The 22,115-nt window shown below is 47.1% G+C and carries 21 protein-coding genes, 1 tRNA gene and 1 riboswitch; of the genes, 8 read left to right on the top strand and 14 right to left on the bottom strand.

Translation table 11 applies throughout. The annotated features are described in order from the left end of the window. Positions 1-8: 8 nt before the first annotated feature. Both aroC and ACTHRY_RS02705 read left to right on the top strand, forming a co-directional pair. Positions 9-1,109 (top strand): chorismate synthase, encoded by a 1,101-nt coding sequence (gene aroC / locus ACTHRY_RS02710; RefSeq protein ID WP_440374008.1) that lies wholly within the window; start codon positions 9-11, stop codon positions 1,107-1,109. A 117-nt stretch (positions 1,110-1,226) separates the two neighbouring features. Continuing rightward, positions 1,227-1,664 carry a ProQ/FINO family protein gene (locus ACTHRY_RS02705; protein ID WP_004519616.1) on the top strand — a complete coding sequence of 146 codons (438 nt, stop codon included), beginning with the start codon at positions 1,227-1,229 and terminating at the stop codon, positions 1,662-1,664. Between the two features lie 342 nt (positions 1,665-2,006). Here ACTHRY_RS02705 and ACTHRY_RS02700 read toward each other — a convergent pair whose 3' ends face one another. Then, positions 2,007-3,581 carry an inorganic phosphate transporter gene (locus ACTHRY_RS02700; protein WP_039862088.1) on the bottom strand — a complete coding sequence of 525 codons (1,575 nt, stop codon included), beginning with the start codon at positions 3,579-3,581 and terminating at the stop codon, positions 2,007-2,009. 153 nt (positions 3,582-3,734) lie between these two features. On the opposite strand from ACTHRY_RS02700, the gene ACTHRY_RS02695 reads away from it, so the two are divergent. Next, positions 3,735-4,838 (top strand): anhydro-N-acetylmuramic acid kinase, encoded by a 1,104-nt coding sequence (locus ACTHRY_RS02695; protein WP_004519614.1) that lies wholly within the window; start codon positions 3,735-3,737, stop codon positions 4,836-4,838. A 101-nt stretch (positions 4,839-4,939) separates the two neighbouring features. Here ACTHRY_RS02695 and cadR read toward each other — a convergent pair whose 3' ends face one another. Next, positions 4,940-5,347, bottom strand: a complete 408-nt coding sequence (gene cadR, locus ACTHRY_RS02690) for a Cd(II)/Pb(II)-responsive transcriptional regulator (RefSeq protein ID WP_004364961.1) — start codon at positions 5,345-5,347, stop codon at positions 4,940-4,942. 95 nt (positions 5,348-5,442) lie between these two features. Here cadR and ACTHRY_RS02685 point away from each other — a divergent pair, with 95 nt between their 5' ends. Genes ACTHRY_RS02685 through ACTHRY_RS02675 form a run of 3 tightly spaced genes read left to right on the top strand, consistent with a single transcriptional unit; the run spans position 5,443 to position 8,166 of the window. Beyond that, positions 5,443-6,339, top strand: a complete 897-nt coding sequence (locus ACTHRY_RS02685) for a cation transporter (RefSeq protein WP_070588402.1) — start codon at positions 5,443-5,445, stop codon at positions 6,337-6,339. A gap of 3 nt (positions 6,340-6,342) precedes the next feature. Beyond that, positions 6,343-6,855: a signal peptidase II gene (gene lspA, locus ACTHRY_RS02680; protein ID WP_003821921.1), complete on the top strand. Its 513-nt coding sequence runs from the start codon at positions 6,343-6,345 to the stop codon at positions 6,853-6,855. A 21-nt stretch (positions 6,856-6,876) separates the two neighbouring features. Next, the gene (locus tag ACTHRY_RS02675; protein ID WP_049331821.1) at positions 6,877-8,166 is read left to right on the top strand and encodes an ISL3-like element ISPpu12 family transposase; all 1,290 of its coding nucleotides are present in this window, start codon (positions 6,877-6,879) and stop codon (positions 8,164-8,166) included. 115 nt (positions 8,167-8,281) lie between these two features. Here the strand turns inward: ACTHRY_RS02675 and ACTHRY_RS02670 are convergent, their stop codons facing one another. From ACTHRY_RS02670 to rlmD, 9 genes are all read right to left on the bottom strand, one after another. Continuing rightward, a complete protein-coding gene (locus tag ACTHRY_RS02670) occupies positions 8,282-9,841 on the bottom strand; it encodes a TerC family protein (protein WP_440362230.1) in 1,560 nt (519 codons plus the stop codon). Between the two features lie 451 nt (positions 9,842-10,292). Next, positions 10,293-10,661, bottom strand: coding sequence for a hypothetical protein (locus tag ACTHRY_RS02665; protein WP_004519611.1), 369 nt, complete (start codon positions 10,659-10,661; stop codon positions 10,293-10,295). 271 nt (positions 10,662-10,932) lie between these two features. Next, a tRNA-Asn gene (locus ACTHRY_RS02660) sits at positions 10,933-11,008 on the bottom strand. 98 nt (positions 11,009-11,106) lie between these two features. Then, positions 11,107-11,466 (bottom strand): roadblock/LC7 domain-containing protein, encoded by a 360-nt coding sequence (locus ACTHRY_RS02655; protein WP_003679682.1) that lies wholly within the window; start codon positions 11,464-11,466, stop codon positions 11,107-11,109. A gap of 39 nt (positions 11,467-11,505) precedes the next feature. Then, a complete protein-coding gene (locus tag ACTHRY_RS02650; RefSeq protein ID WP_003679679.1) occupies positions 11,506-12,147 on the bottom strand; it encodes a hypothetical protein in 642 nt (213 codons plus the stop codon). Position 12,148: 1 nt separating this feature from the next. Further along, positions 12,149-12,685 (bottom strand): GTP-binding protein, encoded by a 537-nt coding sequence (locus ACTHRY_RS02645; RefSeq protein WP_003748733.1) that lies wholly within the window; start codon positions 12,683-12,685, stop codon positions 12,149-12,151. Between the two features lie 10 nt (positions 12,686-12,695). Continuing rightward, positions 12,696-13,799 carry a response regulator transcription factor gene (locus ACTHRY_RS02640; protein ID WP_004519610.1) on the bottom strand — a complete coding sequence of 368 codons (1,104 nt, stop codon included), beginning with the start codon at positions 13,797-13,799 and terminating at the stop codon, positions 12,696-12,698. Between the two features lie 23 nt (positions 13,800-13,822). Continuing rightward, positions 13,823-15,310, bottom strand: coding sequence for a 23S rRNA methyltransferase (locus ACTHRY_RS02635; RefSeq protein WP_440374007.1), 1,488 nt, complete (start codon positions 15,308-15,310; stop codon positions 13,823-13,825). 124 nt (positions 15,311-15,434) lie between these two features. After that, positions 15,435-16,760, bottom strand: coding sequence for a 23S rRNA (uracil(1939)-C(5))-methyltransferase RlmD (rlmD, locus tag ACTHRY_RS02630; RefSeq protein ID WP_049359407.1), 1,326 nt, complete (start codon positions 16,758-16,760; stop codon positions 15,435-15,437). A 139-nt stretch (positions 16,761-16,899) separates the two neighbouring features. Between rlmD and ACTHRY_RS02625 the strand changes: the two genes are divergently transcribed. Further along, entirely contained in the window at positions 16,900-17,961 is a 1,062-nt protein-coding gene (locus ACTHRY_RS02625) for a L,D-transpeptidase family protein (protein WP_440374006.1), read from the top strand. Positions 17,962-18,057: 96 nt separating this feature from the next. Here the strand turns inward: ACTHRY_RS02625 and queC are convergent, their stop codons facing one another. After that, complete coding sequence (queC, locus tag ACTHRY_RS02620; protein WP_049323921.1) at positions 18,058-18,717, bottom strand: 7-cyano-7-deazaguanine synthase QueC; 660 nt, start codon at positions 18,715-18,717, stop codon at positions 18,058-18,060. Between the two features lie 3 nt (positions 18,718-18,720). Beyond that, positions 18,721-18,766: riboswitch (PreQ1 riboswitch) on the bottom strand. A gap of 71 nt (positions 18,767-18,837) precedes the next feature. Here queC and ACTHRY_RS02615 point away from each other — a divergent pair. Continuing rightward, positions 18,838-19,437 (top strand): CDP-alcohol phosphatidyltransferase family protein, encoded by a 600-nt coding sequence (locus ACTHRY_RS02615; protein WP_049323920.1) that lies wholly within the window; start codon positions 18,838-18,840, stop codon positions 19,435-19,437. A gap of 138 nt (positions 19,438-19,575) precedes the next feature. Here the strand turns inward: ACTHRY_RS02615 and ACTHRY_RS02610 are convergent, their stop codons facing one another. Continuing rightward, positions 19,576-21,222, bottom strand: a complete 1,647-nt coding sequence (locus ACTHRY_RS02610) for a Pycsar system effector family protein (protein WP_440374010.1) — start codon at positions 21,220-21,222, stop codon at positions 19,576-19,578. Positions 21,223-21,604: 382 nt separating this feature from the next. Beyond that, positions 21,605-21,889 carry a PepSY domain-containing protein gene (locus ACTHRY_RS02605; protein ID WP_049323918.1) on the bottom strand — a complete coding sequence of 95 codons (285 nt, stop codon included), beginning with the start codon at positions 21,887-21,889 and terminating at the stop codon, positions 21,605-21,607. Positions 21,890-22,115 lie beyond the last annotated feature (226 nt).

The raw sequence follows: 22,115 nt of genomic DNA, 5'->3' as shown, positions 1-22,115 counted from the left end.
GTATCCCTATGGCAGGCAACACCTTCGGACAAATCTTTACCGTTACCACTTTCGGCGAAAGCCACGGCGCAGGCTTGGGCTGCATCATTGATGGCTGCCCGCCCGGATTAGAATTGAGCGAAGCGGATATCCAATATGACCTTGACCGTCGCAAACCCGGCACCAGCCGCCACGTTACCCAGCGCCGCGAAGCCGACCAAGTCGAAATCCTCTCCGGCGTATTCGAAGGCAAAACCACCGGTACACCCATCGCCCTCCTGATCCGCAATACCGACCAACGCAGCAAAGACTATGGCAATATCGCCACCAGCTTCCGCCCTGGTCACGCCGATTACACCTACTGGCACAAATACGGTACACGCGACTATCGCGGCGGCGGTAGAAGTTCCGCCCGCGAAACCGCTGCCCGCGTTGCCGCCGGAGCAGTTGCAAAAAAATGGCTGAAAGAAAAATTCGGCACTGAAATTACCGCCTATGTTACCCAAGTAGGCGAAAAAAAAATCCAGTTTGAAGGCTACGAATATATTTCCCAAAATCCTTTTTTTGCCGCAAACCAAAGCCAAATTGAGGACTTGGAAAACTATATGGACAGCGTGCGCAAATCATTGGATTCTGTCGGCGCAAAACTTCATATCGAAGCAGCCAACGTCCCTGTCGGCTTAGGCGAACCAGTTTTTGACCGCCTCGATGCAGAAATTGCCTATGCCATGATGGGCATCAATGCCGTCAAAGGCATGGAAATCGGCGCAGGTTTTGATAGCGTAACTCAACGCGGCAGCGAGCACGGCGACGAGCTCACGCCTCAAGGCTTTCTATCCAACCACTCAGGCGGCATCTTGGGTGGCATCAGCACCGGACAAGACATTCATGTGAATATTGCCATTAAACCGACCAGTTCCATCGCCACACCGCGCCGCAGTATTGATATAGAGGGCAACCCTGTCGAACTTGCCACACACGGCCGCCACGACCCCTGCGTCGGATTACGCGCCGCTCCGATTGCAGAAGCCATGCTGGCATTGGTCTTGATCGACCACGCCTTACGCCATCGTGCACAAAATGCCGATGTACAGGTCAATACACCGGACATCACTAAATTGGAAAAATAACCGTTTATTTCTGAATATTCTCAGAAAAATTTAGCCAAATCACAGTCTTTATACTACAATAGCACCTTATTGCCGTATGACGAAAATACGGATTTATATTAGAGGAATACAACCGCAATGGCACAAGAAACCGCTTTGGGCGCTGCGCTGAAATCTGCCGTCCAAACTATGAGCAAGAAAAAACAGACAGACATGATTGCCGACCACATTTACGGCAAATATGATGTATTCAAACGATTCAAACCGTTGGCCGTCGGTATCGACCAAGACTTGGTTGCCGCCCTGCCCCAATACGACCCTGCACTGATTGCACGCGTACTGGCTAACCACTGCCGCCGTCCGCGCTATCTGAAAGCCCTGGCTCGCGGCGGCAAACGTTTTGACTTGAATAACCGCTTCAAAGGCGAAGTCAGCGCAGAAGAACAAACCATCGCCCAACAGCACCCAGCCGTTCAACAGGCATTGGCTGCACAAGCCGAACGTCAAGCCGCTAAGGCTACTACAGAAGCAGAAGTAGCTCCTACTCAAGCCGAGACCAACGAAGCTTCTGAATAATGTTCAGACGGCCTGATAAGGCTTGCACTAAATAAATAGAGCCCCAATTTAATACGACATCTTTAACGTCGATGAATTGGGGCTTTTTATTGCCTTAACCTTATAGTGGCTGATTAAAAATAGCCTTGTTTACCCCCACCAAGCCAAGTTTTGAAACCAAAATCTTTTCTAAGCTATTCCCAATAAGGTATTTCTTTATTACGCTGATTATTCTTGTATCAATTTAAACATTGAACAACATTATTTGTTCGACATTAAAGCAATCTAAAATCTACTCTTATGAACATAAGTAAAGGCCGTCTGAAATATCTTTCAGACGGCCTTTTTAAATCAAACAGTCAGTTAAAACACGGCTTGCAAAACCAAATAGCTGACAACAGACAAAACGGCAGCAGCAGGCAAGGTAATAACCCAAGCAAGGCCGATCGGTTTCATCAATTTCCAGTTGGCATTGCGGTTAACCAAGCCGATACCCAAAACTGCACCTACCAAGATATGGGTACTGGAAACAGGCAAGCCCATAAATGATGCGGCCATCACGACGGCGGCGGCAGAAAGCTCTGCTGAGAAGCCTGACGCGGGGTGCATTTCTGCTAAGCTGGTGCCTACGGTTTTAATCACTTCTTTACCGACAAACCATAAGCCGACGATCAAAGCGATACCGAAAGTCAACATGGCAATTGGCGGCACGGCGTTTTGAGAAGTAATGCTGTTGGTACGCAGCACATCCATAATCGCGGCAAACGGACCAATCGCATTGGCAATATCGTTTGCACCATGGCTGAATGCGAAACCGCAAGCAGTAAATACCTGCATCCATGAGAACATTTGGAAAGTCGATTTATCCAAATCTTTGCGTTTCAAACTTTTGGCGAATACAAACGTACCCATCCAAATAGCTGCGCCGATCATGAAAATGGTCAGGAAGCTGTTGACGTTGCTCATGCCCAAATGCAGATTTTTCAGACCTTTAAAAATCAACATGGCCGCAATCATCATGCCGCCGACAGAAGCAATAAACGGCACCCAGGAATGCAGTGCTTTGTAAGAATCTACTTCGCCCTTACGGCTGTCAAAGCGGTGCAGACCGCGATAATACTCAGACTGCAATTCTTCAGGATCAAAGTCCGGCTCATCATAAATTTGGGCATCGTGCGCCATTTTGGTGGCGTATTCGACTTTTTCAGATTCACTCAAGGCATCAAAAAACAGGCGGTGCTCTTCTTTATAGGCTTTCTTCTCCAACTTGATGCCTTTGAGCGTATTATCGGCCCAAGAGTTGTAGTCCAAAACGTTTTTCTTAATTCGTGAAAACAATAGATAGGAAACGATGCCACCTAATACCGGAGACAAAATCCAAGACAAGGCAATTTCGCCCAACTTGTCCCATTGAATCAGCGCAATGGAATCCACACCGTTCAATGCCGCCATACACAAGGCACTACCGACGATACCGCCGATAATGGCGTGTGTCGTAGAAACCGGCAGACCTTTGCGCGATGCAAAAAGCAGCCACAATGCCGCAGCCAAAAGCGCAGACATCATAATAAAAACAAACTGCATCGGATCCAGATGCATGCCATTCAAATCGACAATACCCTTACGGATGGTATCTGTTACCTCGCCGCCGGCAATCACTGCGCCGCTGACTTCAAATACTGCCGCAATCAGCAAAGCTTGCGGAATAGTCAATGTGCCGGAGCCGACACTTGTACCGAAAGAGTTAGCAATATCGTTACCACCCACATTAAACGCCATGAAGACGCCGAAAAAGGTAGCAAGGATAAACAGGCCGGAGTGGTTGTAGTGGGTATAACCCAGGCCCCAATAAATAAAATAGCCGACCATGCTCACAAGCATAGCGGCAAAAACCGTATTAATCAGCTTCAAGTTCGCACTCGACTGAGTTTGAGCCATGGAAAGTTTCCTTTTGGAAAACATGTTGAGTCACGTTATTTTAACCTCTTTGTAATCTTTCTTGCACCAACTATTTACATTAAATGCCGAAATTCCCGTAAAAACGTCAAAAGGCGTTAAAATGTCGCTTTACCTTCTCTTTCTGTAACCGAAATGCAACCCCAATACTATATCGGCATCATGTCCGGAACCAGCATGGACGGTGCCGATGCCGTACTGATTCAAATGCAGGGCAAGCAATGGCAACGAGCCGTTGCCCACAGCTTTCTACCCTATTCAGACGGCCTGCGCCAAGAATTGTTGGCACTACAAGACATAGGCGAAAATGAATTGCACAGAAGCAATATCCTGGCGCAAACACTCAGCCGCCTATACACCCAAACCGTCCAACAACTATTGGCAGAACAAAACCTGTCGGCCAAAGACATTGCCGCAATCGGCTGCCACGGACAAACCATCCGCCATGCGCCTGAATACGGTTACAGCATTCAACTGGTTAACCTCTCCCTGTTAGCTGAACTGACCGGCATTTTCACTGTCGGCGACTTTCGCAGCCGCGACCTTGCCTGCAACGGTCAAGGTGCACCCCTCGTCCCAGCCTTTCACGAAGCGCTGTTTCGAGATGCGAATGAAACCCGAGCCGTACTCAACATTGGAGGCATTTCCAATATCAGCATCCTCCCGCCCGACAGCCCTTCTTTCGGCTTCGATACCGGCCCCGGCAATATGCTGATGGATGCATGGATGCAACATATCTGGCAGCAGCCTTACGACAAAAACGGGGAAAAAGCCGCACAAGGCAAAATCCTCCCCGACCTGCTCGCTTCCCTGCTCGACCATCCTTATTTCAGCCGCCCTTATCCCAAAAGTACAGGCCGAGAGTTGTTTTCCCTAAGCTGGCTTCAAGGCCGTCTGAAAGGTAATGAAAAGCCGGAAGATGTGATACGCACATTGGTCTTTTATACCGCACAAACCATTTTTGACGCGACCAAACAAGCTGCTCCGGCGATTCATAATCTTTACATCTGCGGCGGCGGCATCCGCAATCCGGTTTTGATGCAAGACTTGGAAACCCTGTTTTCTCCCGACACCAAATTGCACAGCACAGCCAAGCTCCATCTTGACCCGCAATGGGTCGAAGCTGCCGCTTTTGCCTGGCTTGCAGCCTGTTGGTGCAATCAAGTTCCGAGCAATCCCTACCATGCAACCGGCGCACATTCACACCGAATTTTAGGCTCGGGACATTACGGTAACTAAAGTCGGATAAATAAGGGTAAGCGGATTAAATGGTTGATCTTACCTTTGCATGAGAGTGAGACAGACTAGCATCTCATCGGATTATCTGGTTGATGCTTCACCTACTGCTGGTGCATGTTTCCTTCGCTAATTCCAGCAAGAACCCCACACGCCTCAACTTCCCGGTCATCGTTGCAACTCGCTCTCAGTGAAACGAGTTGTTTCTCAAGCGCTTGCAGAGCGGTTATCTGCGACCGCACATGAGAGATGTGATCATCGAGCAAGGCGTTGACGGCGGTACAAGGCTGATGAGGGTCGTCCTGATAGCTCTGTAGTTCGTGAATCTCAGCCAGTGACAGGCCCAGGATTCTGCAGCGACGGATGAAAGCCAGCCCCTCACCATGCTTCTCGGTATAGACACGGTAACCGTTGTCCTGCCGATCAGGCGGCGGCAATAAGCCCTGCTGTTCATAGAAGCGGATCGTCTGTGTTTCGACCCCTACCAACTGCGCCAACTGACCAATGCGCATCAGCCTCCTCCCCAACGGATTCTTTACTCTATTGACCTTATAGTAGCTTTATAGTTTAAAATGGTACCACAACATTGTTCAAGTGGAGTCATATTATGAGCAAATCCTGTGGTGGCGCCTGTGGCGGTGATGCAACGTCCGCAGCGGATACCGATATACAGGCCTCCTCCGAGGCGACAGGGAGATGGGTCAGTGTTTATGCAGTGCCGAAGATGGACTGTCCATCAGAAGAACGAATGATTCGCCTAGCCCTGAACGGCTTTGAGGAGATTCGGGCGCTGTCCTTCGACTTGTCGAACCGCCGGCTGAAGGTCGTGCATGACGGCGAGATCGAGCCCGTCACCTCGAAACTGAAGACCTTGGGGCTAGGCGCCTCGCTTCAGGAAACCGTCGCTGCAAATCCAGAGACCATCAAGGCCGCCGAGTTTTCGGCAGCTTCTGCTAAGCAAGAATCCTGGACCCTGCGCTGGTTGCTCGGCATCAATGCACTTCTGTTCGTAGTGGAAATGACTGCCGGTCTGATCGCCCAGTCCACCGGCCTGATTGGAGAATCCCTGGACAATTTTTCCGATGCGGCGGTGTACGGGCTTGCCCTTTATGCGGTTGGACATAGCGTGAAAATGCAGGTACGTGCCGCGCATCTTGCTGGTGTACTGCAACTGATCTTGGCTGTGGGCGTGCTCGTAGAGGTGGTGAGACGCTTTGTATTCGGTAGTGAGCCTGAATCTCTGGTGATGATGGCTATCGCATTCGTCGCATTGATTGCCAATACCAGTTGTCTGCTGCTCATATCCAAACATCGGGAAGGCGGGGCGCACATGAAGGCAAGCTTGATATTCTCGGCCAACGACGTGGTGATCAACCTGGGGGGCATCACCGCCGGCGCCCTGGTCGCGTGGACCGGTTCCAATTATCCAGATCTGATTATCGGCACCATCACGGGGGTGATTGTACTTAACGGTGCCAGACGCATTTTGGCGTTGAAGGGTTAAATAATGCTCATTATTGGCAAAAAGCTCTCGCCGTATGCCCTATTGTCCATATCGGGCCTGCTGGCAGCGTCTGATCAGGCTGTAAAGTGGCTGGTGCAGCAATCAATGGCCTATGGCGAGTATGTTTCGGTGACCCCGTTCTTTAACTGGGTGCACCTATGGAACACCGGTGCCGCATTCAGTCTTTTTGCGAATGGTGGAGGCTGGCAGCGCTACTTTTTTATCGGAATCGCGGTAGTGGTCTCGATTTTTCTGATCAAGCTGATCCTTGAAAATCGTCATAAAGGAGAAGCCATCGCTTACAGTCTTATCCTCGGTGGCGCCATGGGCAACCTGATTGACCGGGTCTTTCGCGGCTATGTTGTGGATTCCTTTGATTTCTATTGGCGAGACTGGCATTGGCCGGCCTTCAACCTGGCTGATATTGCAATTGTCCTCGGTGCCTTACTTTTCGTTTCCAGCAGCTTGTTGGGTAAAAAAGCAAACACCAATGCCGAGTCGGATGGATCTGACTGACACCTACGCCTATACAACACCATGACCGAACTTCCCGACAACATCCTTCACCTGCCGCAATACCAAGTACTGGGCTGCAAATCAACCGACGACGAAATGCACTTCCAGGTGGACGTGCCCGATCCCATCGCCTGCGAGGAATGCGGCGTGCAGGGTGAGTTCGTACGGTTCGGCAAGCGTGACGTTCCCTATCGTGATCTGCCCATCCACGGCAAGCGGGTCACTCTCTGGGTGGTCCGCCGCCGATACACCTGCCGGGCCTGCAAGACAACATTCAGGCCCCAGCTACCGGAGATGGTGGACGGATTCCGTATGACACTGCGGCTGCATGAGTACGTGGAGAAGGAATCCTTCAACCACCCCTACACCTTTGTGGCGGCACAGACCGGCCTGGACGAGAAGACGGTGCGCGACATCTTCAACGCCCGCGCCGAGTTCTTGGGGCGCTGGCACCGCTTCGAGACGCCCCGCATCCTGGGCATTGACGAGCTATACCTGAACAAGCGCTACCGCTGCATTCTGACCAACATTGAGGAGCGAACCCTGCTCGACCTGCTGGCCACCCGCCGCCAGGACGTGGTGACCAACTACCTGATGAAGCTGAAAGACCGGCAGAAGGTCGAGATCGTCAGCATGGACATGTGGAACCCCTACCGGGCAGCGGTCAAGGCTGTACTGCCCCAGGCCCGTATCGTGGTCGATAAGTTCCATGTGGTGCGCATGGCCAACGATGCCCTAGAGAGAGTGCGCAAGGGCCTCAGAAAGGAGCTGAAACCGTCCCAGAGCCGGACTCTCAAGGGAGACCGGAAAATCCTGCTGAAACGCGCTCACGAAGTCTCAGACCGGGAGCGCCTCATCATGGAGACCTGGACAGGCGCGTTCCCGCAACTGCTGGCCGCCTACGAGCACAAGGAGCGCTTCTACGGCATCTGGGACGCCACCACACGGCTCCAGGCAGAAGCCGCCCTGGACGAGTGGATAGCCACCATCCCGAAGGGCCAAAAGGAAGTCTGGAGCGATCTGGTCAGGGCAGTGGGAAACTGGCGTGAAGAGACCATGACCTACTTCGAGATGGACATGCCCGTCACCAACGCTTACACGGAGTCCATCAACCGACTGGCCAAGGACAAGAACCGTGAAGGGCGCGGTTACTCCTTCGAGGTGATGCGGGCACGAATGCTCTACACCACGAAGCACAAGAAGAAGGCACCGACTGCGAAGGTCTCTCCTTTCTACAAGAAAACCATCGGTTACGGACTGCCGGACTTCGCAGAGGAACTCAACTACGGAGTCGATCTATCAACCATCTGAGGGTGGTATCAGATTGATGGGGTGAAGGTGCCCCATCAACCATTAAATCCGTATACCCATAAATAAAAAGGCCGTCTGGACATTTTCAGACGGCCTTTACTATATTAGCTTTTACTTATTCTTCTTCTGGCAAACGGTTGATTTTCACACGGGCAATCCGTTGTCCGTCTTTTTCAACCACTTCAAAACGCCAGCCGTGATAATCGATGAAATCGCCTACATCAGGAATACTTTGCAACTCTTCCATAATCAAGCCGGCAACGGTATGAAAGTCCGCATCTTCCTCTTGAGCAGGCAGATTTAACTGAGAAGCCAATTCCACATACTCCAATGCACCATCCACAGACAGTGTTTCATCCTGACTGGCTGGAGCAGCTTCTTCTTCCTCACGCTCAAACTCTTCGGGGAATTCACCGGCAATGGTTTCCAACAAATCTTTCATGGTTACCATACCTAACACCGCACCAAACTCATCCACCACCAACGCATAATCCGCGCTGCTTTGACGGAACAATTCAATCGCATTTAACGCCGTCGTACTGTCCGGCAAAATCAATGGCTGGCGCAAGGCCGTCTGAATATTGATTTCTCCCGATTCAAGCAGCTGGTTCAGCAAATCTTTTTTACTGATATAGCCCAAAGGCTCATCTACACCTGCCTTACCGACAACCAACAAACGGCTATACGGCGTATTTTTCAACTGCGCATTTTGTTCTTCCCGACTTTGGGAAATATCCAATTTCTCGATTTCCCGACGCGGAATCATCACGCCCATAATCGGACGCTCCGCCAAAGTCAGCACGCTGCGAATCATAGATTTTTCGTTTTCTTCAAAATGCTCGTCATCGCCGCCGTTATCGCCTGCTTTTGCCAAAATGCTTTCGCGGATACCCATCATACCCAACACATTTTCAGCGGTGCGTTTTCGCCAAGAAGTGCTGATGTAGTCATTTTTGCGGGCATTCTTTTGCGAAACCTGATTAAACAGTTCGATCAAAATCGAGAAGCCGATCGCCGCATACAAATAGCCTTTCGGAATATGGAAATGGAAGGCTTCCGCGATCAGGCTGAAACCAATCATCAACAAGAAACCCAGACACAACATCACAACGGTCGGATGCTTGTCCACAAAGGCAGTCAACGGTTTGCTGGCAGAAATCATCACAGTCATCGCCACAACAACCGCCCCCATTGCCACCACAATATGATCCACCATCGCCACTGCCGTAATAACAGAATCGATAGAGAAAACCGCATCCAAAATCAAAATTTGCGCCACAACACCCCAAAAAGAAGAATGCTTCTTCTGTCCTTCAGCAACCGCAAATTGATTGTGGCCTTCAAGGCGTTCGTGCAGCTCGGTAGTCGCTTTATAAAGCAGGAAAATACCACCGGCAAACATAATCATGTCTTTGCCGGAAATCTCCAGACCACCCAGCTCAAACAAAGGGCGTGTCAGTGTCATGATGTGTGCCATGAAGCCCAGCATAAAAATCCGAATAACGACAGCCAAACCCAAGCCCGTTATCCGCGCCCTATCCCGTTGCAACGGTTTGACCTTGTTTGCCAAAATTGCTACGAAAACAAGGTTATCAATACCTAAAACAACTTCCAAAACCAGAAGCGTGGCAAAGCCTATCCAAGTATGCGGCTCGGCCAACCAACTGAAATCCATAATGATTGCGTTCCTTTAAAATACAAAAAGGCAGCCGTTCCGCTTAAAACGGACAGACTGCCAAATTTCGGGCATAGATAAAGGGAAGAAGCGGTATAACAACTACTCTGCTCTGCGTCTTTCATGAAAAATTTATGCCCCGGCCAAAAATAATGGCAAACAGTTTATCAGTTTGGCGAAAGAAAGGCAAAGTCTGACAGCATATTTTCTTTTAAAAACAGCCTACCGCTGCCAATCAATCACTTTCTCCAGCTTTAACAAAAGGAATCGGTCGATGTATTTGTTGATCATAGTTTGTTCGGTTTGCTGAAAGAAGATTCTTATAAGGAATTCCCTAAATGCCTGGGTAAAAACTTAGTTTTTTTACTAAGGTCTCAAGCCGTCTGAAAATTGGGATTTTTTCAGACGGCACGGTTTATATAGACAATAATTTTCTTAGAAAATATAACGATTATATTCTTTCAGAAATTACGGATATACTTAATCTCCATACAGTTAAAGTAATTAATCTGCCATCTAAATAAGAATATTCTAATTGAAGAGCATCATCTTCAAAGCAAATATTTCCAGCTGTAAATGTATTGCCATCTAGCCTACCTGTTATCTTATATTGTGTACTATCACCTATTCTTTCAAAAGGAATAATAACAGATTCATCTGTATTAACCTCTTCCAATATAAACTCATCAATAATGAAATAGTCAAGTTCCACATTGTAAACTTTATTCACTTCAATAGCCATTGGACAACAATTAAGGAAACAATATAGATCGTTATTTTCTATAGAAAAATATGCAAATTCCTCAATTGTTTCATCCATTTTTTTAGCTTTGCTGAGTAAATCATTTTTAACCTTTCATAAATTATTTTACTTCATAAATTGTTTTATCTTTTGGATTGCTACGATTTATAGCTTTCCAAAACTCTTTTCCACTTTTCACATGGATGGTTGTGATGGCACTTTAATAATTTGTTCCTATAAAGGCTGATGAATTAAGTGTAATCATTTAATCAATTATCATCAAAATATCTTAAAATATTAACCAATAGATAAAATAAAAACCACCATACAAGATGGTGGTTTTCAAATCTGGCTCCCCGACCTGGGCTCGAACCAGGGACCTGCGGATTAACAGTCCGTCGCTCTACCGACTGAGCTATCGGGGAATTAAAGATGAAATTATATAGAAAATATCAGAAACCTGTCAAGCAACAATCTATATAAAAACAAAAATATTTTTATATCTTTTTAATTTATAAAACTTTTATAAGATTTCAGCAATTTGTTTGGCCGCACGTTTCGCATCCAACAAAATCAAGCCCAATTTACCGCTTTCTTTTGCCATCAATGCCAACACTGCATTTTCACCTGCTTGACTCAACAGAATATAGCCATTTTTACCTTTAACCATTACCTGATCCAACTCACCGCAAGCCAACTCATGTACGGAACGATTGCCCAATGCCAGAAGCGTTGCCGACATCGCACCTACACGATCTGCATTCAAGTGGGAAGGCAGCATGGTTGCGATCGGCAGGCCGTCCGTAGAAATAACTGCAGAAGCAGTGATATCAGCAGAGGTATTGTTCAAATCGCTTAATACAGAGATTAATAGTTGTTGCATAGTCGCTCCATTCTAAAATAAATATCGGTCAGGCAAAAATCAACGGCTGCCGTATCGGTGGTACAGCACTTTAACCAAAGTAACAAAAGCCTCTTTATTTAAGTCAGGCATTCCGCCAATTACCAAAATCAGCTTGGTCATGCCAATATACAGCGGGAAAAAGGTCAATTCACTTTGGCCTGAAGGATCACAAATACCCCATGCGCTATTATTGATATGCAGGTTATTGCGAATCAAAAGACGGTGATTGTCTTCCATTTTGGCCACTTCGCTCGCCAAAAGACCCAACTCTTCCGCAGCCTCGTGATGGAAATTGGCATTGGCAAAATACAAACCGTTTTCATCAGCCAATAAAGCTTTGCCAGAATTGGACAACTGTTCCAATAATGTAGGCAATTGCTCGTCAGTCAAATGGATATCGTCTGTGCTGATTTCTTCATCACCATACAAAAATTCTAAGCGTTGGAGGCGGTATAGCAGGTTCAAAGCGGTATTGATGTCGCTGGTATCCGCCCACGCCAAGATTTTTTCGCTGCTGATGGTTTCAGACGGCTCTGCACGCAACAGACCATACAATAAAGTTCTGCTGGCACTGGGCGTATCACTTGAAACAGCATAATACGCACCCGCCGGTGTAATCTTAGGATATAAATTTGCTTGTAAAGAGAGTGTCGCTTCCATCTTATACCTCTAATCCGGGGTCAATTGAGAACAACATGGCAGTAACCAATTGTTTTACATCGTCTTCTCGACGCGCATCAATCTCAAAAACCGGTACATTAAAATTATTCTGTGCTAAATATTTTTGATAAACATCCACGCTTGGTAAAGATCGGATATCCATCTTCGTTACCCCTACAACCAGAGGTGCTTTTTTCAGCAACTCCCGGAATGCATCCAAGAAGAATTGCAAGTCTTTCAATGGATTGCTTCTTGTATTATCCAAAAGAAGCACTAAGCCCATACTGCCTTGGCTCAGAATTTCCCACATGAAATTAAAACGCTCCTGACCAGGCGTACCATAAAGGTGAACCTTAGTTTCCTCATCCAAATGAATGACACCGTAGTCCATTGCTACAGTTGTGTACCCCTTGCGGACAAGTGTCATATCAGATGCAGATGCATCGGTTTGAACCGGCGGTTCATCAGATAAAGCTGAAATTGCAGTGGTTTTACCTACGCCGACAGGACCGGTAAAGATAATTTTATTTTCTTTCATGACGTGTCCTTTACGATTTGCCCAGCAACTTACGCATCAGGCGTTGCAACAGGCCACGAGGTTGTTCTTTAGACGGACCGGCAATTTTTTGAGCCTCTTTGCTCATTGCTGTTTCAGGTACGTCTTTGCTATTCACATCAATCTGTTCGTTCAACGAAGGCGCATTGTGCGCATCAGTTGCAAACTCTGTATCTGTCGCCAAAAAGCCTGTCATATATGTTGCCGATAAATAATTCAAAATATCAGGCATCTCCAAAGGCATGACTTTATAGAGAACATTCAGATTAACAGATGTTTTCGTCAGAAATGCCGACAGACGCATAGATTCCGGAACATGTGCCAAACGGGTTAAATTTGGCCAACGCTTGAGTGTAAAGACAGTTTGCGGCGTCATCGGATAAATCAGACGGCCTGATGCAGTCCAAATAGCCATTTGCCACAAGCATGACATAATGGTGACTTTGGCTTTTTCTTTCCATTGAGGATTATCAGGAACAGCCTTACACACGACAGCCAAGTTATCGTTCTTACACAATTTCTCCAACTCATTGGCACTAACTGTCAACAGTACTCGCTGGATACTAGGAAACACGATTAATATCGGCTTACCTTCATGCAGGACGGCAAGATCTTGGTGTCCTTGACTGGCAAATTTCAGCGCACCCAACAAGCCTTTATTTGGATTAAATCGGCGAATGGTTGCTTTTCTTGTGCCATCGGAATTTGATTGTCTTTTATTCTCTTCGGCCGCTTGTTGCTCAGACGGCTCAAAAACATTGCCGCCTTGAGCCAGGCTGCGCAAAACAGGAAACAAGGTATCAAATTTGACCGGCTTAGCCAAATAAGGAGTCGTTACTGTCGGCAACTCGGAAGAAAACATCGCCACAGGCACTTCCGGATAAGTTTTCTTCGACTCTTTCCAAGCTTCTACACCTGCCGGAGTATCGGTATCAACCAATACCAAATCCGGTTTTTCATCAGAATCAGGGGAAACGATGACGTAATTCGTCGTATTGTGCATTTTAAATGCCATACGGAATACCGCCTGCTGTTGCTCACCCATCTCCTGTAACATAACCCGTATGGTTTTAATTTTTGGTAAATGATTATTCATCACTCGTACTTTCTACGATTATCTTATTTTTTTGAATATTGGTTCATTCGTTGCAAGAGACGGCTCATTGCCAAGACAACCTCTTCAGGCAGGCTGACAACACGTTCACGCAACAAGCGCAGAAATTGTTCCAAACGTCCCCAATCTTCAACGCGTTCGTACAAATCAAACAAGATAATGTACAACTGCGATTCTTGAGGATACTGCAAAACAGCCTGTTCCAAAGTACCGATGGCCAAATCCAACTGACCGTAGGCCAACAAAGATTCCACTTCTTTCAGAGCTTCATCAGCAGGTGAAGAGCTGGCACTGATAACTGAAGAGTCTTTTTGAACCAACTCACGATATTTGGCTTTCATCTGCAAAGAACTTGGCTGAATATAACCGCGCTTTAAGCCAATCTCTTTAATTTGCTGTTCAGACGGCCCTTTTTCCAAATCATCAAAAATTTCGTGATAACCAAGGCTATAACCCCAGCCAAGCATACGTTCTTTTACTTGACGGCCATATTGACCCAAAGAGTGGTAAAGCTTCCACAGATGCTTGGCAAACTGCCCTACTTCTTCATTCTGATAATCCAGACGCAAGGCATCGATAATGAGACCAGCAGGCTTCGCAGAAGTTTGGATTGCTTTATTGTATTGATGCAAAGCAGTCTCGTAGCTGATCTTATCTTTCAGGATTTTTGCACTACGTTCCGGTTTGGCAAAACCAATAACCGCACCCATCTCTTCAGGGCTAATTTCACCAAAATCTTTCTTGCCTAATACGATAGGCGCACGTTTACCCATACCTGGAACGACAATGCGTTCGGCCGAATCGTTCTCAAAGGCAATATGCTCGTCGGAAGCAACTTCCAAACCGCTTTGTTCGCCAATTTGACGATCCACTTCCTGCATATTCCAACCGAGATGATGTTCGGCAAAAACGCGCAAGCGCAGATTGGTTGAATCTAAAGCCAAACCGGCTTTCAAGTATTCGGCTACGCTGTCTTCAGAAAGGGAAGCACTATGGCGCTCAAGCGTATCTGCCAGCATATCGATATTGCCGACGCGCAGATTCAAACCGATTAATTCATGAACCAGTTTTTCCGGTGCACCGTTTTCCAAGGTATTGAGATAACCGGCCAAAGACTCTGCAGCCTTGCTCTCATAACCGAATTGTTTATAAACCTGGTATTCGGTCAATGGATCGACTTCTTGTGCAGAAACAGAAGCCGTAGCATTGCTTGAGCCGCTTCCGCCCCATTCCCAATCTTGATTATCCGCATTGGAAACTGTCTGGTTGACTTTCTCAATCCAGTCGTTTCCATCCTCAGAGGAGGCTGTATGAGCGGCAGATTTATGGCCGCCTTTTGATGCATGTGCGCTTTGTTTGCCTGAATTGCCTCTTTGTTCACTACTTTGTTTATGACGAACAAAAAACAACACCAGCAAAAAAAGCACCAGCAAAAAAATAGTTAAAAGTTGATAGTTCAAGAACACCTCCCGGTCTTGTGCTGCAAACTGCATTTATTAACATCTGTTGCTTTACACGCAACTTCAACGTTATGAATTCCCCAAACGAATGATGATAACATGAATGCACTCATTTTTACATTAAAAACCCTACTCACATAAAGGACTTGATACCAATTTACAACTCAAACACACCGATGGATTCAACATGCGAGGTTTGTGCAAACATATTCATGATTCCTGCCGCCTTAAACTTATAGCCCTTATCCACCAAGACACCGGCATCCCGTGCAAATGTTGATGGATTGCATGAAACATATACTATCTTCTGAGGCAAAAACGGTTTGTGTAGTGATTTGACAACAGCATAAGCCCCGCTTCTCGGCGGATCGAGCAACATCTTGTCAAATTGCCCCCACGACTCAACAGTCTTTTCATCGGTATCGAACAAGTCTGCAACAGAAAACGTCATATTCTCGGCACAACGATTCAGGCGGGCATTTTCCCTTGCCCTATCTACCAAATAATCAGCGCCTTCAATACCGACAACCGATGCGCCACTTTTCGCCAGCGGCAAACTGAAATTGCCCAAACCGCAAAATAGATCGGCAATCCTCTCCCCTTTTTGAGGGTTTAAAAGTCTGACCGCCCTTGCCACCATCACTTCGTTCAATTGCGCATTAATCTGCGTAAAATCACCCGGTTTGTAAGGCATTTCCACGTCAAATTGAGCAAAATTATAGTTCAGAGCAGGCGCATTCTCGGGATAAAACGGCAAGGACTCGGCATGATCCTGCAGCCATATTTGCCATGCTTTTTCAGCACCCGACAATATCTTATCAAACCAATTACGCAATTCGCTTAATATTTGTCCAAACGGTTGATTTACGAAACGAATGTTGAGTACGGTCACATTTCTCCCGCAATAAAACTCAACAAATTTCACTTTTACACCGTCATCATGCAGTTTTTGCAGCAAATTTCGGACATCAGGCAATTTATTGGAAACATGTTTAGGCAAAATAGGACAATGGCGGATATTGACGACATCATGGCTTTTTTTAGCCTGAAAACCGAGTTTCAGACGGCCTTTTTTATCCACTGCAACACTTAAACGTGCCCTATCGCGATAATACCAGGAGAAACCATATAAAGGAGGCAAAATTATCTCCGGCTTGACCTTACCTATCCGTTCCAACTGCTCTTCCAAAATCCGTTGCTTTAATGCAACTTGCGCACCAAAGGAAACATGTTGGAGCGAACAGCCGCCACATGTATCAAAATAGCAACAAGCTGGTTCAACGCGTTCGGAAGAAGGTTTTAAAACCGTTTCGACCTGAGCTTCTGCAAACTGCTTTTTTTCTTTATGAATAGCAAACGTTACACGCTCTCCGGGCAGCGCACCGCCGATGAATACAGTCTTCCCATCGACTCTGGCAACACCCCTGCCCTCATAATCCAAAGAAAAAACTTCCGCCTCTTGATACCGTTCTTTCACACTCATACCGTTTCCGTCAGACAGCCTCTTACCGGCCGTCTGACTGTCTTCCAATACCGAAAGCGCATATTTTCTCACAAAAACACAGAGTTTCAGGTATCATGCGCCAAAAACTTTCATTTCAATCCCTACAAAAAAAGACGACATGAAAAAATTATTCCTTGGCCTGACAGCCGCTCTTCTGACCTCGGCCGCTGCTGCAAACACACTTATTCCAGACGTCTCTCCCGCCTCTTCCGGACAACACGTCGTTATCAATATTACGCAACAGCGTTTGTTCCTCTACGACAACGGCAAACTGAGCAAAATTTATCCTGTTGCCGTCGGCAAAGCCATGACCCAAACCACACTGGGCGAACACAAAATCGGCGCCAAAGCCTACAACCCGGTTTGGCATATCCCTAAATCCATCCAAAAAGAACGCAATGACGGCGTAAAAAGCGTACCGGCGGGCCCGAATAATCCGCTGGGTCCCGTATTTGTCCGTCTTGGCGACCCCAAATTAAGCCTGGGTATTCACGGCACCAATGCCCCTGCCAGCGTACCCGGCGTCCGCAGCCATGGTTGCGTGCGCATGAAATCGCCTGACGCATTGGAATTTGCCAAAACCATCGCAACAGGTGCTCCTGCCTCCGTTATCTACCAAATGGCAAGCCTGAACGAAGATGCCAACCAAAACTTGTGGCTGGCTGCCTATCGCGACCCGTACAACAAGAAAAACCTTGATACGGCTACCCTGAAAAAAAGCATTGCCGCTTGGGCAAAAGCGCACGGCAAAACTATTCCTGCAGCGCGTGTGGATGCAATCCTGAAAGGACGCACCGGCGCGGTAAACTGTCTGACCTGCGCCAAAGGCGTGAAACTCAAATCGCCTTTAAAATCTTTGGCATGGACCAGCGGCACGGATGCTTACAGCAAACCCAAAGTCATGCCGAAACCGGCTCCTGCTAAAGATGTGGTATTGCCTCAAGGCACTGAAATCGAAGTCGATGCTACCGACGATACAAACAAAGCAGCATCCGAACCGAAACAAAGCGTTCGTCCGACTCCGGTGAAACCGGCAAAACCTGCTGCCAAACCGGCAACCACTCCTGCCGAGACGCCTGCTTCCGCGCCTAAAGCCGCTTCGGAACCGGCTACTGCCCCGGCCTCTGCACCTGTAAAAGAGGTTCCGGCAAGCAGCGAACCGGAAGATTTGCTGTTCTAAGCAGAACAAAACACATAGCCAAAGGCCGTCTGAAACGAATTGTTCAGACGGCCTTTTCGTATTACTGGATATTGGAAATATAGGCCCCCTCTTAATTCAGACGGCCTTTTTGCTTTCCAAATATTCTGACAAGCCGCGTTCGCGCAAAATACAGCTCGGACATTCATGACAACCACCGACCACGCCGTTATAACAAGTATGCGTCTGCTCGCGAATATAATCCAACACACCCATTTCATCCGCCAATGCCCAAGTTTGCGCTTTGGTTAAATACATCAAGGGCGTGTGGATTTGAAAAGCGTAATCCATGGCCAGATTCAGCGTAACATTCATCGACTTGACGAACACATCGCGACAGTCCGGATAACCGGAAAAGTCGGTTTCGCACACGCCGGCAATGATATGGCGTATCCCCTGCCCTTTGGCGTAAATGGCGGCATAAAGCAAAAACAAAGCATTGCGCCCATCTACAAATGTATTGGGCAGGCCGTCTGAAGCCGTTTCAATCGCCGCCGTATCATCCATCAAGGCGTTATGCGTAATCTGTTGCATCAGGCTCAAATCGAGTACGGTCTGCTTCACGCCCAAATCTTGGGCAATCCAACGCGCGCGCTCCAATTCGATGGCGTGGCGTTGCCCATATTGAAAAGTGATGGCCTGCACATTTTCAAGGCCATAGGTTTGAATTGCCTGAATCAGGCAGGTCGTTGAATCCTGCCCGCCCGAAAAAATAACGAGGGCTTGCTGTTTTTCCATTGTAAATTCCTAGTTTTGTTAACGCGGGAGGTTTGCGAACCGCGTGATTTGAAGATTGACGGATTATAACGGATTTCGTCTATAATCACGGCTCTTCGTTTTCTTTTATTCGGCATAATGATGAGCATCTACGCCCTGAAACCAAAATTTCAAAACCTGTTGCGCCCCATTGTTAAGCGACTGTATCAAAAAGGCATTACTGCCAATCAGGTCACCCTGTTTGCCTGCACCGTTTCCATTTTGATCGGTTTGCTTTTAGCATTGTTTGCAGGTGTATCCACATTATTCTGGCTTTTGCCGATCTGGTTGTTTGTCCGTATGGCGCTGAATGCGATGGACGGTATGCTGGCACGGGAGTTCGGTCAGCAATCGGCATTGGGCGGCTATTTGAATGAAATTACCGACATTGTCGCCGATGCTGCTTTGTATCTGCCTTTTGCCTTTATCGCGCCCTTCGGCGGTGTGCAAATTGCCCTGTTTATTTGGCTGGCGGCAATGACCGAGTTTTGCGGCGTTTTGGGACAAGTTCATGGCAACGGCCGGCGTTATGACGGGCCATTCGGCAAAAGCGACCGCGCATTCTTTATCGGCGCATTGGCCGTATGGTATGCAATCGCCGGCAGCTTCCATTCGCTTTTCTATATCCTCATGTGGCTGGCCTGCGCGGCATTGGTTTATACCTGCTACAAACGTGTCATCAATGGCTTGAAGGCCGTCTGAAACTTGTCCACGTTCTTGGGTTAATCATCATTGATTAGATTATTTAAACCCATCAACTGTTTTACTGAAAACAAGAAGGCCGTCTGAAACCATAAACTATCGGTTTCAGACGGCCTTTTATCCCTCAGCCAAAATAACTTACTGTTTACCCAGCTGACTGTAATCTACCAACATATACTTGGCAGTAATTTTCTGCGAAGCATTACCTTCATCGCCCATCAGAATCATCTGCGGCTTGCCGTTAACGGTAATCGAATCAACGGCTTCAACATTGGTGATGTGTTGCAGATTAGGCAGAGAGATTTTTTGCGGTTCATCGGTCGGATTACCGCTCCAAGTCCACAGTTGTGAGAATTTCTGTCCATTCTCATCCTTCACTTCATTGGCGATAACGTAGGTTTTCAACACAGGATCATAGTTGAGGGAACGGATACCGCCGCCATCAATATCAATCACGGCCACTTCATCAAATTCAGGTTTGGCATTGCGCTCAAATACATCTTTCGGATTGCTGATAAATGCGACCAAAGCCATGTTATTGAACTCAGGATCACGGAATCCTAAAACAAGACGTTTTTTCATCGGATCAAACGCCATACCCTCAATATTGATTTCTTCAAAAGAAACTTCTGCCTTGGTTCGCTCGCGAATCAAATCATGTAGCTTGTGGTCGGTTTCCAAAACCTGCGTCAGATTGTCGTAGCTGGTCAGCCCCAACACATTGCCGTCTTGGATTTTAAAGCGCATCAGGTGTTCGCGGTCGGGCGAACGGTTGCCTTTACGGGTGCGTGAATGTGAAGTCAGCGCGTAGATAAAGCCTTCATCATCGCGCGCCAAAGCCTCCAAGTCGCTGAGACGGCGTTTGAAACCGGTAATCACGCGCGTATCCAATGCCTCGTCTTCCACAAACCTGCCGGTTTTATCAATGCTGACAATACTGAACGCATGGTTGGGTTCGTCTTCCGCAATCAGCAAATTACCGTCCGGAAGCTGTTGTACGGCGGAAGGCTCATACACACCGTTAAACATATTGATTCCCAGCGAACGCAGCTCTGCCGCATTGTTGGCCGGCGGTATCAGCAATGACGGCAATGTTTTCACGCCGATAAACGCCACCAGTGAAGCCAGCAAGCCCCAACGGAATACCGCGTAAGACAAATTGATGTATTTGAACTGTTTGTCCGCCAACAACCCAAGCCAATAAAGATGGTCGCTCATCTTTTCATAGATTTGTTTACGGTCGCCCATAATCTCCTGCATCATTTCCCAATATTGATCTTTTTGCAGTTTCACACGGTCTTCATAAATCAAAATATTGGGTTGGTTGCCGCCAAAAAATCGCGTTTCGGTACTGCTGAGACGGGTTTTCAAATCCCGCAGCTTAGAACGGCCGCGGATAAAATCCTTAAACCATGTCCGCGCCGCCTGCATTTTGCCGATACGTTCCGGCGAAGCAGAAAGCAATGCAAACACGATAGACGCGGCGGCAGTAATCATAAACGTACTGGCCGGAATCAAAAACTCAGGCGACGATGAAAAAATAAATGCGCCCGAAATCATCAGTGCAGACACGATAAAACCATTCAGCGAAATCATAATATTCGCTTTGGTTGCCGCCAGCGCCAACAATTCCATCTCCGAGCGTACGGCGTTGCGGAACATGGTTTCCACGCCCTTATTCGTACCCAACAAATCAGGCGCATTCAAATCTTCGGCTTTATTTTTTTTCTTTTTCGCCTTGTCTTTTTTGCGTTTGGCTTTCTTTTCACTTTTTTCAGACGGCATCTCAGGATGTTCAACTGCTTCCTGACCTTCTACCGCCTCCTGAATTTCTACCTCTTCAGCCGCAACACCAACTTCGTTTTCAACAGTATTGTTTCGATCGCGATCCCAAAAATCAACGTCCTGTTGGGAATCGGCAGCAGAGCCGTCGTTTAAAGATTTGCCTTGGTCGCCCATCTGCTTCTGCCGGCCATTTTCCTTCCAATCATTCAAATCCATATCATGACTCCCGACATCAAACACTTTGAATTAAATGGAAAATAAAAAACATATTTAGTTCATTTATTTTAGGTAATTTACATGCCGCTTACACTCTTTAAATACCTAAATAGCAAACTGCCGCAGAACCCCAAAGTCCTGCGACAACCCGCTTTGCATCAAAATATTAATAGTCGATGCGTTCTTTAATAATTTTCAAATCAGGATAAGACAAAACAATGTCGTACTCACGACCATCTTTAAAAGCCTCGATATCCAACACAGGCTGGCCTCGACGGCTATCGGCTTCAACATCGTGAACTTGATAGCCGCGTTGTTCCAACATTTTTACGGCTTTAGCACGGTTTTGCTCGAAGTTTTTGTCGCTGTAGATTTTTTGTTCGATGTAATCGCCGGCACCGGCAGTAGCAGCAGACAAAGCAACGATGGCGGTCAATAAGAATTTTTTCATGTTTGATTTCCTTTTCAAATGTGTATTCGGGTTTCGATGGATGTATTAAAACACAGTAAAATTAGCAGTTAATTAGTGCTTGGTTAAACGCAGTAAAGGCCGTCTGAAAACTGTTCAGACAGCCTTTAACCTTAATTATCAAATTTCAAACGTATTGCCCAAGTGTAAATCCGGAGAGTTAGAAACAATGAAAAGCCTGCAGCGAATATTCACCCAACAAACGGAC

Source organism: Neisseria sp. P0004.S004 (assembly GCF_051963335.1).
Taxonomy (GTDB): Bacteria; Pseudomonadota; Gammaproteobacteria; order Burkholderiales; family Neisseriaceae; genus Neisseria.
This window is presented reverse-complemented; position numbering and strand designations above follow the sequence as displayed.

Coding starts and splice junctions, on each gene's coding strand:
- aroC (WP_440374008.1), top strand. CDS start 9: ATGGCAGGCAACACCTTCGGACAAATCTTTACCGTTACCACTTTCGGC.
- ACTHRY_RS02705 (WP_004519616.1), top strand. CDS start 1,227: ATGGCACAAGAAACCGCTTTGGGCGCTGCGCTGAAATCTGCCGTCCAA.
- ACTHRY_RS02700 (WP_039862088.1), bottom strand. CDS start 3,581: ATGGCTCAAACTCAGTCGAGTGCGAACTTGAAGCTGATTAATACGGTT.
- ACTHRY_RS02695 (WP_004519614.1), top strand. CDS start 3,735: ATGCAACCCCAATACTATATCGGCATCATGTCCGGAACCAGCATGGAC.
- cadR (WP_004364961.1), bottom strand. CDS start 5,347: ATGCGCATTGGTCAGTTGGCGCAGTTGGTAGGGGTCGAAACACAGACG.
- ACTHRY_RS02685 (WP_070588402.1), top strand. CDS start 5,443: ATGAGCAAATCCTGTGGTGGCGCCTGTGGCGGTGATGCAACGTCCGCA.
- lspA (WP_003821921.1), top strand. CDS start 6,343: ATGCTCATTATTGGCAAAAAGCTCTCGCCGTATGCCCTATTGTCCATA.
- ACTHRY_RS02675 (WP_049331821.1), top strand. CDS start 6,877: ATGACCGAACTTCCCGACAACATCCTTCACCTGCCGCAATACCAAGTA.
- ACTHRY_RS02670 (WP_440362230.1), bottom strand. CDS start 9,841: ATGGATTTCAGTTGGTTGGCCGAGCCGCATACTTGGATAGGCTTTGCC.
- ACTHRY_RS02665 (WP_004519611.1), bottom strand. CDS start 10,661: ATGGATGAAACAATTGAGGAATTTGCATATTTTTCTATAGAAAATAAC.
- ACTHRY_RS02655 (WP_003679682.1), bottom strand. CDS start 11,466: ATGCAACAACTATTAATCTCTGTATTAAGCGATTTGAACAATACCTCT.
- ACTHRY_RS02650 (WP_003679679.1), bottom strand. CDS start 12,147: ATGGAAGCGACACTCTCTTTACAAGCAAATTTATATCCTAAGATTACA.
- ACTHRY_RS02645 (WP_003748733.1), bottom strand. CDS start 12,685: ATGAAAGAAAATAAAATTATCTTTACCGGTCCTGTCGGCGTAGGTAAA.
- ACTHRY_RS02640 (WP_004519610.1), bottom strand. CDS start 13,799: ATGAATAATCATTTACCAAAAATTAAAACCATACGGGTTATGTTACAG.
- ACTHRY_RS02635 (WP_440374007.1), bottom strand. CDS start 15,310: ATGCAGTTTGCAGCACAAGACCGGGAGGTGTTCTTGAACTATCAACTT.
- rlmD (WP_049359407.1), bottom strand. CDS start 16,760: ATGAGTGTGAAAGAACGGTATCAAGAGGCGGAAGTTTTTTCTTTGGAT.
- ACTHRY_RS02625 (WP_440374006.1), top strand. CDS start 16,900: ATGAAAAAATTATTCCTTGGCCTGACAGCCGCTCTTCTGACCTCGGCC.
- queC (WP_049323921.1), bottom strand. CDS start 18,717: ATGGAAAAACAGCAAGCCCTCGTTATTTTTTCGGGCGGGCAGGATTCA.
- ACTHRY_RS02615 (WP_049323920.1), top strand. CDS start 18,838: ATGAGCATCTACGCCCTGAAACCAAAATTTCAAAACCTGTTGCGCCCC.
- ACTHRY_RS02610 (WP_440374010.1), bottom strand. CDS start 21,222: ATGCCGTCTGAAAAAAGTGAAAAGAAAGCCAAACGCAAAAAAGACAAG.
- ACTHRY_RS02605 (WP_049323918.1), bottom strand. CDS start 21,889: ATGAAAAAATTCTTATTGACCGCCATCGTTGCTTTGTCTGCTGCTACT.